General features: G+C 59.8%; 12 protein-coding genes. 6 read left to right on the top strand and 6 right to left on the bottom strand.

Going from position 1 to position 12764, the window contains the following annotated elements:
• Positions 1–74: 74 nt before the first annotated feature.
• Positions 75–809 carry a response regulator transcription factor gene (locus LOY67_RS00045; protein WP_265065386.1) on the bottom strand — a complete coding sequence of 245 codons (735 nt, stop codon included), beginning with the start codon at positions 807–809 and terminating at the stop codon, positions 75–77.
• A gap of 227 nt (positions 810–1036) precedes the next feature.
• Here LOY67_RS00045 and LOY67_RS00050 point away from each other — a divergent pair, with 227 nt between their 5' ends.
• A complete protein-coding gene (locus LOY67_RS00050) occupies positions 1037–2575 on the top strand; it encodes a sensor histidine kinase (RefSeq protein ID WP_265065387.1) in 1539 nt (512 codons plus the stop codon).
• Positions 2576–2730: 155 nt separating this feature from the next.
• On the opposite strand, the gene LOY67_RS00055 is transcribed toward LOY67_RS00050, so the two are convergent.
• From LOY67_RS00055 to glyQ, 4 genes are all read right to left on the bottom strand, one after another.
• Complete coding sequence (locus LOY67_RS00055; protein WP_265065388.1) at positions 2731–3510, bottom strand: lysophospholipid acyltransferase family protein; 780 nt, start codon at positions 3508–3510, stop codon at positions 2731–2733.
• 80 nt (positions 3511–3590) lie between these two features.
• Positions 3591–4130 carry a D-glycero-beta-D-manno-heptose 1,7-bisphosphate 7-phosphatase gene (gmhB, locus tag LOY67_RS00060; protein WP_265067845.1) on the bottom strand — a complete coding sequence of 180 codons (540 nt, stop codon included), beginning with the start codon at positions 4128–4130 and terminating at the stop codon, positions 3591–3593.
• 4 nt (positions 4131–4134) lie between these two features.
• Entirely contained in the window at positions 4135–6186 is a 2052-nt protein-coding gene (gene glyS / locus LOY67_RS00065) for a glycine--tRNA ligase subunit beta (protein ID WP_265065389.1), read from the bottom strand.
• A complete protein-coding gene (gene glyQ / locus LOY67_RS00070) occupies positions 6183–7136 on the bottom strand; it encodes a glycine--tRNA ligase subunit alpha (protein ID WP_265065390.1) in 954 nt (317 codons plus the stop codon). The genes glyS and glyQ overlap by 4 nt, the downstream gene beginning before the upstream one ends.
• Positions 7137–7217: 81 nt before the next feature.
• Between glyQ and LOY67_RS00075 the strand changes: the two genes are divergently transcribed.
• From LOY67_RS00075 to LOY67_RS00095, 5 genes are all read left to right on the top strand, one after another.
• Entirely contained in the window at positions 7218–7775 is a 558-nt protein-coding gene (locus tag LOY67_RS00075; RefSeq protein ID WP_265065391.1) for a DNA-3-methyladenine glycosylase I, read from the top strand.
• 43 nt (positions 7776–7818) lie between these two features.
• A complete protein-coding gene (locus LOY67_RS00080; RefSeq protein ID WP_265065392.1) occupies positions 7819–8706 on the top strand; it encodes a lysophospholipid acyltransferase in 888 nt (295 codons plus the stop codon).
• Between the two features lie 712 nt (positions 8707–9418).
• Positions 9419–9775 (top strand): DUF6124 family protein, encoded by a 357-nt coding sequence (locus tag LOY67_RS00085; protein ID WP_265065393.1) that lies wholly within the window; start codon positions 9419–9421, stop codon positions 9773–9775.
• A gap of 251 nt (positions 9776–10026) precedes the next feature.
• On the top strand, positions 10027–10815 hold the full coding sequence (locus LOY67_RS00090; RefSeq protein ID WP_265065394.1) for an SDR family NAD(P)-dependent oxidoreductase: 789 nt from the start codon (positions 10027–10029) through the stop codon (positions 10813–10815).
• Positions 10816–11167: 352 nt separating this feature from the next.
• Entirely contained in the window at positions 11168–11368 is a 201-nt protein-coding gene (locus LOY67_RS00095) for a hypothetical protein (RefSeq protein ID WP_265065395.1), read from the top strand.
• 66 nt (positions 11369–11434) lie between these two features.
• Here the strand turns inward: LOY67_RS00095 and LOY67_RS00100 are convergent, their stop codons facing one another.
• Positions 11435–12562 (bottom strand): sensor domain-containing diguanylate cyclase, encoded by a 1128-nt coding sequence (locus LOY67_RS00100; RefSeq protein WP_265065396.1) that lies wholly within the window; start codon positions 12560–12562, stop codon positions 11435–11437.
• Between the last annotated feature and the right edge of the window lie 202 nt (positions 12563–12764).

The raw sequence follows: 12764 nt of genomic DNA on the forward strand, positions 1-12764 counted from the left end.
CGCTCTGCGTCTCAAAGAGGCGAACGCAGAGCGTCCGTTGAGGCATTCCCACGCAGAGCGTGGGAACGATCAACTTAACTCGCCACCGACGCTTCGCTTCCCGCCGTCACACTCTCCAACCGATACCCATACCCATAGATCGTCAGCAATTGCCAACCTCGATCCGCCGTCAGCCCAAGCTTGTTGCGCAGACGATAGATATGAGTGTCGAGCGGGCGGGACGAGGTCATTTCTTCGTGGGTCCAGAACCGTTCGTAGAAATACTCCCGGGACAAGGGGCGACCCAGGTTGGCGAACAGGCAGCGGGCCAGGCGGTATTCCCGTTCGGTCAGGCTGATCGGGATACCGGCGCGGGTGACGGTCAACTCGGCATCATCGAATGCCAGGTCGTTGAACACCAGTATGTCGCTGGCTTGGGTACGTTGCAGGTTATGGCGGCGCAACACCGCAGTCACCCTGGCCTTGAGTTCGTTGGGCCTGAAAGGTTTGCTCACGTAATCATCGGCCCCGGCATTGAGGGCCAGGACGATGTCGTGTTCGCCGTCCCGGCTGGTGAGCATGATGGCGGCCGGTGGTGAGTCCATGTGCTCGCGGGTCCAGCGCAGCAACGCCAAGCCACTGATATCGGGCAGTTGCCAGTCGAGGATCAGCAGGTCGAAGGTCTCCCGGCGCAGTTGTCGCAACAGGTCTTCGCCGCGTTCGAAGCTGTGCAGGGTCCAGGCTTGTTCGCCCCTGCCGGGGATCTGTAGCAGTGTCTGTTCCACCCGGCGCAACTCGGCCGGTTCGTCATCCAGTATGGCGACACGCATGGGACGCGACTCCTTGATCTCGGGGGTAACGGACATCATCAGGGGGCACACATCTACTGTTTGGTTGCCGCTCCCCTGTCGCTGGTTGCGACAATACCGACTCACGACGTGGAGGGAAAGGCAGCAGCGCGCAACCCGTCGAGTTCGCTATAGTCTTGGGCTTTCAGCTACCGGTGTGTCGCATCAACCATGAAGCAAATCTTTCCTTGTGTTTGGCCAGAGCGCCCATGAGTCATCCGCGCCGTCGTGAAAGCCGTGAACCGACCCAGACCCAGCGATTGTTTCGGCAGTTGGTGCGCGAGTGGTTGTGGATAAGTCTGTTGCTGCTACCGCTGACGGCGCTGTTGTCGTTCAGTGCCCAATCGGCTCGCCATGGATCGAGCGCGGTATTGTCGGTGTGCCTGGTGGCCTGTGTGCTGGGATTGTTGCTGCTGCGTCCTCACCTGGCCCTGTGGACAACGGCGGGTGGAATGGCCCTGGCGGTGTCGATCAGCGCTGTGCTGGCGTTAGAGAGCTGGTGGTGGTCGCCGATGGCAAGCGTATTGGGGATGCTGTTTGGCTACCTGATCTGGAACTGGCGGCGCCTGAGTGTGGTGTTGGCCTATTTCGGCTGGGAGCTGGCGCGCCTGGACGCGGAGCCGAAGGTGTTTCCGGAACGCCGCCGCACCTCCTACACCGGCGGTGACCGCCTGCAGGGTCAGATCATGGCCCTGGAACAGGCCATGGGTAGAACCCGCGACACCCGCCGCTTCATTGCTGACGGCCTGGAATACCTGCCCGTCGCGACCATGATCAGCGATCCGCACGGCAGGATACTGCTGGGTAACCGCAAGGCCCGGGATCTTTTCGGCCATGCTCTGGCGGACAGCGATGTGCTGGAACAACTAGTGCATCTGGGGTATCCAGCGCTGCAGCGTGAACCCCATCACCGGTTATCCACACTGCCCTTGGTGGAGTTTCGCGATACCTGCGAGCGCAGCCTGCGCCTGGAGCGCGCCCCGCTTATGCCGGTGGACGGCGATACGCCCATTGGGTGGTTGCTGAGCCTCATCGACCTGAGCGCTGAGCGAGAAGCCGAAGAGCAGCGCGGTGTGATGCTGCGTTTCCTTTCCCATGACCTGCGTGCGCCTCACTCGGCGATCCTGGCGTTGCTCGACGTGCAGCGGCATCAGGTCGGCGGGAATGATCTGCTGTTCGATCAGATCGAGCGCCAGGTCCGTCGTGCCCTGGACTTGACCGATGGCTTCGTGCAGTTGGCGAAGGCGGAGTCTGAGGCCTACCAATTCCAGCCGACCCTGTTTGCCATGCTGATTCTCGACGTGGCGGACCAGGCCTTACCCATCGCCCAGGCCAAGCGCATCCAATTGACTCATGTCGTGGATGATGAGGACGCGATGGTGAGGGCGGATCAATCCCTGCTGACCCGTGCTTTATTCAATCTGCTGGAAAACGCCATCAAGTACAGCTCGCCTGACAGCTGCGTTTCACTGACGGTTCATTGTGTGCAGGGTTGGTTGATCTGCGAGATCAGCGATCAGGGCAAAGGCATCGGTGCCGAGGAGCTGCCGGATCTTTTCAGCCAGTACCGGCGGTTCTCGTCGGCCCAGGGTGTGGACGGGGTTGGCTTGGGATTGTCGATGGTCAAAGCCGTGGTGGACCGCCATGGCGGGCATATTGAGTGTCGCAGTGTGGTCGGTGAAGGCACGATGTTCAGCTTGCGGTTCCCCTTGCTTGGGGAAGAATCGAAAGATCGCAGCGTTCTATAAAAGCGGCGGCAGGTAACGAACCATTCGAACGCTATAAAAAACTTATGCACGTTCCAGCTGGTTTTATGTGCTTAAGAAATATGTATTAAAAACATGGTGTTACAAGATTAAAGCTGTGCTTTCGCACTAAACGGTACACAGCTTATCCACAGATGTCAGACAGCGAGTGGGTCCGTAGCCGCCGGTGTTGCGGGGGCCGGGGGAAGCGAGCCCATGTCCCGTTGGGTCTGTTCGTTCCAGGCCTGGACCCGGTCGTTGAGGTCGGCGATGGCGCGGGGCCCACTGGCTTGGGCGTACATCGGTTCGCCGATTACCACGGTGATGACACCAGGCTTCCTGATCCAGCCGGCCTTGGGCCAGAATTTGCCGGCATTGTGTGCAATCGGCAATACAGGCAGATCGGCATTCACGGCCAATGCCGAACCGCTGCGGGAAAACTTGCCGACCGTGCCATAGGGAACACGGGTGCCCTCAGGAAAGATCAGCACCCAGACGTTGTCCTTGAGCAATTCGTCGCCCTTCTTTGCCACCTGCTTGAGCGCAACCTTGGGGTTGTCGCGATCAATGGCAATCGGCCGCAGCATCGCCATGGCCCAGCCGAAGAACGGCACAAACAACAGTTCACGCTTGAGCACCTGGCTCAGCGGCTCGAAATAGGCCGACAGAAAGAAGGTTTCCCAGGTGCTCTGGTGGTTGGACTGGATCACGCAGGGCCGGTCCGGCACGTTCTCGGCGCCCTTCACTTCATAGCGAATGCCCAGGAACACTTTGCTCAGCCATAGTGCGCAGCGGCACCAGTACACGTTGATGAAGCGGTAGCGCGCCTTGAACGGCAGGAAAGGCGCGACAAAGAAACTCAGGGAGCACCACAGCAAGGAGCTGGTGCCCAACAGCAGGTAAAAGAGAAAAGATCTGATGGCCTGCAATATCGACATAGCGGCATTTACCGTTGCGGGCAATGCCCGCCTGTTCAAGCGCTTCCCGAACAATCCTTGGTCAGGATGTCTTGGGAGCTCTAATTGTGGATAAGTTCAGCGGCAATCGCCGCCAGGTCGTCAAAAATCAAGGTGCCTGCCGGTAGGGTCTTGCCCAAAGTCTTTTCGCCTTTCCCGGTCTTTACCAAAACTGGCTGACAATCGACGGCCTTGGCCGCCTCCAGGTCACCTGAACTGTCGCCGACAAACCACACGCCCGCCAGTGCTACGTCGTAATGCGCGGCAATGGTTTTCAACATGCCCGGCTTCGGCTTGCGGCAATCGCAACCTTCGTCCGGCCCATGTGGGCAATAAACGATCAGCCCGACTTCGCCGCCCTGCTCCGCCACCAGGGCGCGCAAGCGCTCGTGCATGGCATCGAGGACAGCGAGGTCATAGTAACCGCGAGCAATGCCCGACTGGTTGGTGGCAACCGCCACCGTCCAGCCGGCCTTGCTCAACTGCGCGATGGCTTCGATCGAACCGGGAAGCGGCAACCACTCCTCCACCGATTTGATGTAAGCGTCGGAGTCGTGATTGATCACTCCGTCCCGATCGAGAATCAGCAGTTTCAACAGCAGCTCCTCAGCCCAGCATGGAAATATCGGCAATGTTGAGGAACAAGCCACGCAGGCGTGCCAGCAAAGCATAGCGATTGCGGCGCACATCTTCGTTATCTGCATTCACCATCACGGCGTCGAAGAAAGCATCCACAGGCTCGCGCAGTGCCGCCAGGCGCGCCAGTGCTTCGGCGTACTCGCGTCTTTCCATGAGCGGCTGCACCGAGGCATACGCCTGTTGAATCGCCGAATTGAGCGAGAACTCGGCGGCGTTATCAAAGTAACGCGCTTCAGGCGCCTTGACTGAAGGCTCGGCCTTGCTCAACAGGTTCGACACACGCTTGTTCACCGCCGCCAGGGCCGCCGCTTCCGGCAATTTGCGGAACGCCTGAACGGCTTGCACGCGCTGGTCGAAGTCCAGGGCCGAACCCGGTTTCAGGGCACGCACCGACAGGTAGGTGGCGACATCGACGCCTTCGTCTTCATAACGCGCACGCAGGCGGTCGAAGATGAATTCCAGCACCGCATCGGCCAGGCCCGCAGCCTTGACCTTGCTGCCGAACGCGTTGACGGCGAAGGCCACCGCATCGTTCAGGTCCAGGTCCAGCTGCTTGTCGATCAGGATCCGCAACACGCCCAGTGCCGCGCGACGCAGGGCATACGGGTCTTTGCTGCCGGTGGGCAGCATGCCGATGCCGAAGATGCCGACCAGGGTGTCGAGCTTGTCGGCAATCGCCACGGCCGCACCGGTCAGGGTGGTCGGCAGCTCAGCGCCGGCGCCACGGGGCATGTACTGCTCGTTCAGCGCCAGGGCTACGTCTTGCGGCTCACCGTCGTTGAGGGCGTAGTAGTAACCGGCGATGCCTTGCATCTCCGGGAACTCACCGACCATCTCGGTCGACAGGTCGCACTTGGACAGGATGCCGGCACGGGCTGCGCGTGGGGCGTCGCCACCGATGCGTGGGGCGATGAACGCCGCCAGCTTGGAAACGCGCTCGGCCTTGTCGTAGACGCTGCCGAGTTTTTCCTGGAACACCACGTTCTGCAGGCGCTCGTTGAAGCTTTCCAGCGGCTGCTTCTTGTCTTGCTTGAAGAAGAACTCGGCGTCGGTCAGGCGCGGGCGAACGACTTTTTCGTTACCGGCGATGATCTGTGCCGGGTCCTTGCTTTCGATGTTGGCGACCGTGATGAAGCGCGGCAGCAACTTGCCCTCGGCGTCCAGCAGGCAGAAATACTTCTGGTTGTCCTGCATGGTGGTGATCAGCGCTTCCTGCGGCACTTCAAGGAAACGTTCCTCGAACGAGCACACCAGTGGCACCGGCCATTCCACCAGCGCGGTTACTTCGTCCAGCAGGCTTGGCGGCACGATAGCGGTGCCTTCCTGGCGGGTGGCCAGCTCTTCGGTACGTTTGCTGATCAGCTCGCGGCGCTCGTTGGCGTCGGCCAGCACGTAGGCGGCACGCAGGTCGGCCAGGTAGTTGGCCGGCGAGGTGATGCGCACGTTCTGCGGATGATGGAAGCGGTGACCGCGGGAATCGCGGCCGGCCTTCTGGGCCAGGATCGTGCAATCGATCACCTGGTCACCCAGCAGCATCACCAGCCATTGGGTCGGACGCACGAACTCTTCCTTGCGCGCGGCCCAGCGCATGCGCTTGGGAATCGGCAAGTCATTGAGGGAGTCTTCGACGATGGTCGGCAGCAGGCTGGCGGTCGGCTTGCCCTTGATGCTCTGGCTGTAGCGCAGCTTCGGGCCGCTCTGGTCGATTTCGCTCAGGTCCACGCCACACTTCTTGGCGAAGCCCAGGGCGGCCTGGGTCGGATTGCCATCGGCGTCGAACGCAGCCTGGCGTGGCGGGCCATCGAGGTTGATGCTGCGGTCCGGCTGCTGGGTCGCCAGGCCAGTGACCAGTACGGCCAGACGGCGCGGCGCGGCATAGACCTGTTTGGTCTCGAAGTTCAGGCCGGCGGCTTGCAGGCCTTTTTCGATACCGGCCAGGAACGCGTCGGCCAGGGTATTCAGGGCTTTGGGTGGCAGTTCTTCGGTGCCCAGTTCAACCAGGAAATCTTGAGCACTCATTGTGCAGCCTCCAGCTTAGCCAACACTTCATCACGCAGGTCCGGGGTCGCCATCGGGAAGCCCAGCTTGGCACGGGCCATCAGGTAGGCGTGCGCGACGGAACGCGCCAGGGTGCGCACACGCAGGATGTATTGCTGGCGCGCGGTCACGGAAATCGCCCGGCGTGCATCCAGCAGGTTGAAGGTATGGGACGCCTTCAACACCATTTCATAGCTTGGCAACGGCAGCGGCTGGTCCAGCTCGATCAGGCGCTTGGCTTCGCTTTCATAGAAATCGAACAGTTCGAACAGCTTGTCGACATTGGCGTGTTCGAAGTTGTAGGTCGACTGTTCCACTTCGTTCTGGTGGAACACGTCGCCATAAGTCACCTTGCCGAACGGGCCGTCGGCCCACACCAGGTCGTAGACCGAATCCACGCCTTGCAGGTACATGGCCAGGCGTTCCAGGCCGTAGGTGATTTCGCCGGTCACCGGGTAGCACTCGATGCCGCCCGCTTGCTGGAAGTAGGTGAACTGGGTCACTTCCATGCCGTTGAGCCAGACTTCCCAGCCCAGGCCCCAGGCACCGAGGGTCGGCGATTCCCAGTTGTCCTCGACGAAACGGATGTCATGCACCAGCGGGTCGAGGCCGACGTGCTTGAGGGAGCCCAGATACAGTTCCTGGAAGTTTTCCGGGTTCGGCTTCAGGACCACCTGGAACTGGTAGTAGTGCTGCAGACGGTTCGGGTTTTCGCCGTAGCGGCCGTCAGTCGGGCGGCGGCTGGGCTGCACGTAGGCGGCGTTCCAGGTTTCCGGGCCGATGGCACGCAGAAACGTGGCAGTGTGGAAAGTGCCGGCGCCTACTTCCATATCGTAGGGCTGAAGTACCACGCAACCTTGCTCGGCCCAGTATTGCTGGAGGGCGAGGATCAAGTCTTGGAAGGTACGCACGGCTGGCGTAGGCTGGCTCACGAAATTCACCTGTTTCTTGGGCTGCGATTTAAAGAGCGGGAGTATACCCGATTCGTTCGTGCGCACGCCCCCTGGAGCCTTATGCCACGCTGCTTTTGGTGTTCCGAAGATCCGCTGTACATGGCCTATCACGATCAGGAGTGGGGGGCGCCGCTGCGCGATGCGCAGGGTTTGTTCGAGTTGCTTTTGCTTGAAGGGTTCCAGGCCGGGTTGTCCTGGATCACCGTGCTGCGCAAACGCGCGCATTACCGCGAGGTGCTGTACAACTTCGACGTACAGCGGCTGGCGCAGATGAGCGACGCCGAAATCGAGGACCTGATGCAAGACCCCGGCATCATCCGCAACCGCCTCAAGCTCAAGGCCGCGCGCCGCAATGCCCAGGCCTGGCTGGCCCTGGAAGACCCGGTGGGGTTTCTCTGGTCGTTCGTCGGCGACACACCCATCATCAACCATTTCAGGGACCGCACCGAAGTGCCGGCCATCACGCCCGAAGCCGTGCAGATGAGCAAGGGCCTGAAAAAGGCCGGCTTCACCTTCGTCGGCCCGACCATCTGCTACGCCTTCATGCAGGCTTCGGGAATGGTCATGGACCACACCCAGGACTGCGACCGCTACGCCGAGTTGGTAAACGGCGGTTAGAATAGCCGGCTCGCGACACGGCCCATGAATTCAGGAGTGACCTGTGGATAAGTTGAAAGGCGCCTTGCTGGTCGGCGCTCTGCGGTTGTTTGCGCTGCTGCCCTGGCGGGCGGTGCAAGCGGTGGGGTCGGCCATTGGCTGGCTCATGTGGAAACTGCCCAACCGCTCCCGCGACGTGGTGCGGATCAACCTCGCCAAGTGCTTTCCCGAGATGAACCCGGCCGAACGCGAACGCCTGGTGGGCCAGAGTCTCAAGGACATCGGCAAATCCCTGACCGAAAGCGCCTGCGCCTGGATCTGGCCGGCCCAGCGTTCCATCGAACTGGTGCGCGAAGTCGAGGGCCTGGAGGTATTGAAAGAAGCCCTGGCGTCCGGCAAAGGCGTGGTGGGCATCACCAGTCACCTGGGCAACTGGGAAGTGCTCAACCACTTTTATTGCAGCCAGTGCAAACCGATCATTTTCTACCGCCCGCCCAAGCTCAAGGCAGTGGACGAATTGCTGCGCAAACAACGTGTGCAACTGGGCAACAAAGTCGCCGCGTCGACCAAGGAAGGCATCCTCAGCGTCATCAAGGAAGTGCGTAAGGGCGGCCAGGTCGGCATCCCCGCCGACCCGGAACCGGCCGAATCCGCCGGCATCTTCGTGCCCTTCTTCGCCACCCAGGCCCTGACCAGCAAATTCGTGCCGAACATGCTCGCCGGCGGCAAAGCCGTCGGCGTCTTCCTCCACGCCCTGCGCCTGCCCGACGGCTCCGGCTACAAAGTCATCCTCGAAGCCGCCCCCGAGGCCATGTACAGCACCGACACCGAAACCGCCTGCGCCGCCATGAGCCAAGTGGTGGAACGCTACGTGCGTGCCTACCCCAGCCAATACATGTGGAGCATGAAACGCTTCAAGAAGCGCCCGCCGGGCGAGGCGCGGTGGTACTGAAGGCCTATTGGTGAACGCAGGATCTGCGAACACCCAATAACCCCTGTGGGAGCCGAGCTTGCTCGCGATGGCGGCGACACATTCAACATCGGTGCAAGCATACCCACCGCCATCGCGAGCAAGCTCAGCTCCCACAGGATTTGGGATGGATGCAATATCTGTGAACTGCCCGGAAAAACTGTGGGAGCGAGCCTGCTCGCGATAGCGCCCTCACAGCCGCCGCTGAATTAACTGACTCCACCCTCCTGTGGCGAGGGGATTTATCCCCGCTGGGCTGCGAAGCAGCCCCAACTTCCTACAGAAGATCCGCACCAGCTCTGCTTTCCAACCAAGCAGAGGCGCCCCTAGCCCGCGACTTCCAGGCCTTCCCGTCGCCTGTTTATTCCCCGACCGCCACCCTTCCGCCAACCCACGCATCCTTGCGCCTTTGCCTACAACTACGCCAGAATCCGCCCGCTTGTGCGCCTTGCCCTTGGGTTCTATCGTTTTCCTGCCACTGCCCATCAGTGGTCGGGTTTAGTAGCCCGTGGTAATTGAAGATGTACAAGTGCTTCCGTCAGTCAGGCTTCAATCCTGCGCTTGATGGTGGCTGTACGCAGGGCGCTTCGGCGCGCCGGCTTCTTCGGTTCCCCGGTCTACTAACCTGCGTACAGCTGCCACCCCCTTGTTTAGTAGCTAGGGCGTGTCGGCATCACATCAGGAACCGAAGATTATGTTCAAAGTAACTCCAAATCCTCCGGAAACGGGCCAAGCTTCCCCGCGTTCAAAATCCAAGACCAAGAAGCTCGACGAAGCCGCCGAGCGCGCTTTGGATTTCTATCTCTCACCCAAAGAAACAAGACCCGACGATCCCCAACCGGGCCAGATATTCACCGTCGTGAAGGACATCGACAACGAATCCCTGCTCGCCAACCTCACCGAAACCCTGGCCTCGGCTGACGCCATGGTGAACGACCTCGCCTTCGAACTCGAAGGTTCACGCCGTCATGTGGCGCTCGGTATTCAGCAACTGATCGAGCTGGGTTCGTTGCTGGCAAATCGGGTGCTGGATAACGTTGAAGTTCGATAACAGAAAAGAAAAACCCGACGCTTTGCGTCGGGTTGCTTTTATCGAACTGTCTTGAATGTATTAGCTCTCACTACCAAGGAGCCGGGGAGGCGCAAAGCGTCAATCGTGTCCATGATTAATGCCTGCGATATCGGAGGTAACGGGTGGGCGATTAGCCAAGATGTTCGAAAATCTTGCTAGCCCCGTCGAAACCAGCGTCCTTCCAACACCATCGCATTGCCCTCTGGTCCATTACTCAAGGAGTCCCTCCCATGAAAATCGACTTCACCGGCCGTTACGTTCTAGTCACCGGTTCCACCAGCGGTATCGGTTTCGCCACCGCCAAAGGCTTCCTGGAGGCCGGCGCCCACGTGGTCATCAACGGTCGCAGCGAGAGCAGCGTGCAGGACGCATTGCAGCGCTTGGGCGCTCTTGCTTCCAAAGCCGAAGGTTTTGTGGGCGACCTCAGCAACGCATCAGGCTGCCAGGCATTGGTCGCCAAGTACCCGCGCTTCGATGTGGTCATCAACAACCTGGGGATCTTCAAGCTGGAAGATTTCTTCGACACGCCGGACAGCGAATGGCAGCGCTTTTTCGAAACCAACGTGATGTCCGGCGTGCGTGTGTCCAGGGCTTATGCGCAGGGCATGGTCGAGCGCGGTTGGGGGCGGATTGTGTTTGTCTCTTCGGAATCTGGCGTGAATATTCCGGCCGACATGATCCACTACGGCTTCACCAAGACCGCCCAACTCTCTATTGCTCGCGGCCTGGCCAAACGCCTCGCCGGCACCGGCGTTACGGTGAACTCGGTGCTGCCTGGGCCGACGCTTTCCGAAGGGGTTGCGCAGATGCTCCAGGCTGATGTCGAGCGCACTGGGGAAAGCCTGGAGAAGGTGGCAGCGGATTTCGTCAATAAGCACCGTAGCACCTCGATCATCCAGCGGGCGGCGCACGTCGAGGAGGTCGCCAACATGATCATCTATGCCAGCTCGGAACAGGCTTCGGCTACCACGGGGGCGGCGCTGCGCGTCGATGGTGGTGTGGTAGATAGCATTATTTAGCAGGGGCGCATTGTGAAAACGTAGACAAGTGTCCTTGCCATGGCTAATCGACATTCCGAGCATAAAAACGGGGCTGCACTCATGCGGCCCCGTATTCATCCAGTTATACCGCATCAACCGGTTTACGACGGCTGCGCCGCCGAGCGGGAGCAAGCTCCCTCGCCACGGGATCGGATATGTCTTAAGGCCACGGCTCAACACCTGGCCATTGCGCCTGCACCAGCCCACACGTCTTTGAGCCTTTGCCTACAACTATGCCGGAACTGCCCTGCTTGTGTGTCTCGCCCCCGGGTTTTATTGTTCCTGCGACTGCCCATCATCATATTCACCACATGACACGACTGTGTGTTTCATGAACTCCTACTTTGCTGTCGAGATTTCCATGAAAGCTTCTAAGCGCCCCCCAAAGCCGTCGCTTGCTGCCCAGTACGAAGCCGAAGCCTGCCGTCTGGCTGGTAGCGCAACCAGTATGGAACGCCAGTTCTTGTCGGTCAGCCTCGCCAAAGGCAAGGAGCTTGAGCCCATTGGCCGGATGGCCGGCGCTAAAGCCTGAGTTCTATCGACATGAAAAAACCGCCGAATGGGCGGTTTTTTGGGTTCTAGTTGGGGCAAATCCACCCTACTGAGCAACCGCCACCTGATTCCTTCCCAACGCCTTCGCCCGATACAACGCCTTATCCGCATTATTCATCAAGCTATGCAGATCCTTATGCCCAGCCTCCGTCGACGCCACGCCGAGGCTGGCCGTTATCCCGTGGACAGGTTCGATCATCAATCCGCCAATTGTCTGGATAAGCTCCTCTGCAATCCTGATCGCAACTTCAATGGACGTATCCGGAAGCAAAATCGCGAACTCTTCCCCACCCAGGCGGCCATGAATATCCGTGGCACGAAAGGACGAACTGATGACCACACCCATTTGCCGCAACACCTGATCCCCCACCTGATGGCCGTAGGTGTCGTTGATCTGCTTGAAGTGATCCATGTCCAGCATTACCGCGCACAACCCCAGCCGGTTGTTTTTACAGTCCTCGTAGAGTTGTTGAGCATGTTCAAAGAATGCTCGACGACTCTTCAGGCCAGTCAGTTCATCGGTTTGTGCTGCGCGGGTTGAAATGCTGTTCGCCTGTTCCATTTCACGGGTGAGACGAAAAGCGGTTTCCAGTGCCTCGGACATTTTGTGTGTGGCGCGGGCTGCAAATGCCGCGAACACCAGAATCGAGAGGGCCATGCCGACTTGAATCGGCGACGGTTGAAACAACAGCCATGCGGTGCACGGCAACAGGACCAGGCCAATGGAGGCCAGTGTCATGTCGCGATAGGCCGAATAGCAGGAGACCGCGCTGACGGACATCCCGACCGTAAAGAGCATGACCAAGGCCTGAGACAACAGGTCGTCTGCGGGCATGACCGCTAATGCGCCCATCCCCCAGATACTGGCGGACAACACCAGCGTGATCCAGTATTTGCGCTCCCAGCGTTGGGGCGTGCGCTCACTTTCGTCGCTGCGAACATAGGCAACAAACATCGAGATGCGCACCAGGGTCGATCCGGTCAGTATGACCAGCCACCAGAAGATGACACTGTGCTCAAAACGATCCCAGCACAGCCAGCTCAGCATGATGGCAGCGAGGTAGCTGCCAAAAACCGCAGAAACGGATTGGCGAAAGAGTTGCTGCAATCGATCCGTTCGCACCTGTTCGGCTATGAACATATCCTGGCCTTTCCGAGATCCTGGGCCGTCCATGTGATTCACCTGATCGTGACGCAGCTAAAAAGAACGATTGTGGCATCCTGCCACCAGCGTAAACAACTGAATTAGGCTGTTAATGCCTTGTGGCGAAGAAGCCTGCCGCACCTGGACGGTGAGGCTGCCTCAACGACGTTGACGTGTTCTTCCAAAAGGACTGTGTTGATTGGGTTTACGACAACTGCGCCGCCGAATGGGA

This window comes from Pseudomonas sp. B21-056 (assembly GCF_026016325.1).
In the GTDB taxonomy this organism is placed as follows: domain Bacteria; phylum Pseudomonadota; class Gammaproteobacteria; order Pseudomonadales; family Pseudomonadaceae; genus Aquipseudomonas.

Excerpts from the sequence above, each read along its gene's own strand:
- LOY67_RS00045 (WP_265065386.1), bottom strand. The coding sequence starts at position 809 with ATGCGTGTCGCCATACTGGATGACGAACCGGCCGAGTTGCGCCGGGTG.
- LOY67_RS00050 (WP_265065387.1), top strand. The coding sequence starts at position 1,037 with ATGAGTCATCCGCGCCGTCGTGAAAGCCGTGAACCGACCCAGACCCAG.
- LOY67_RS00055 (WP_265065388.1), bottom strand. The coding sequence starts at position 3,510 with ATGTCGATATTGCAGGCCATCAGATCTTTTCTCTTTTACCTGCTGTTG.
- glyS (WP_265065389.1), bottom strand. The coding sequence starts at position 6,186 with ATGAGTGCTCAAGATTTCCTGGTTGAACTGGGCACCGAAGAACTGCCA.
- LOY67_RS00075 (WP_265065391.1), top strand. The coding sequence starts at position 7,218 with ATGCCACGCTGCTTTTGGTGTTCCGAAGATCCGCTGTACATGGCCTAT.
- LOY67_RS00085 (WP_265065393.1), top strand. The coding sequence starts at position 9,419 with ATGTTCAAAGTAACTCCAAATCCTCCGGAAACGGGCCAAGCTTCCCCG.
- LOY67_RS00090 (WP_265065394.1), top strand. The coding sequence starts at position 10,027 with ATGAAAATCGACTTCACCGGCCGTTACGTTCTAGTCACCGGTTCCACC.
- LOY67_RS00095 (WP_265065395.1), top strand. The coding sequence starts at position 11,168 with ATGAACTCCTACTTTGCTGTCGAGATTTCCATGAAAGCTTCTAAGCGC.
- LOY67_RS00100 (WP_265065396.1), bottom strand. The coding sequence starts at position 12,562 with ATGGACGGCCCAGGATCTCGGAAAGGCCAGGATATGTTCATAGCCGAA.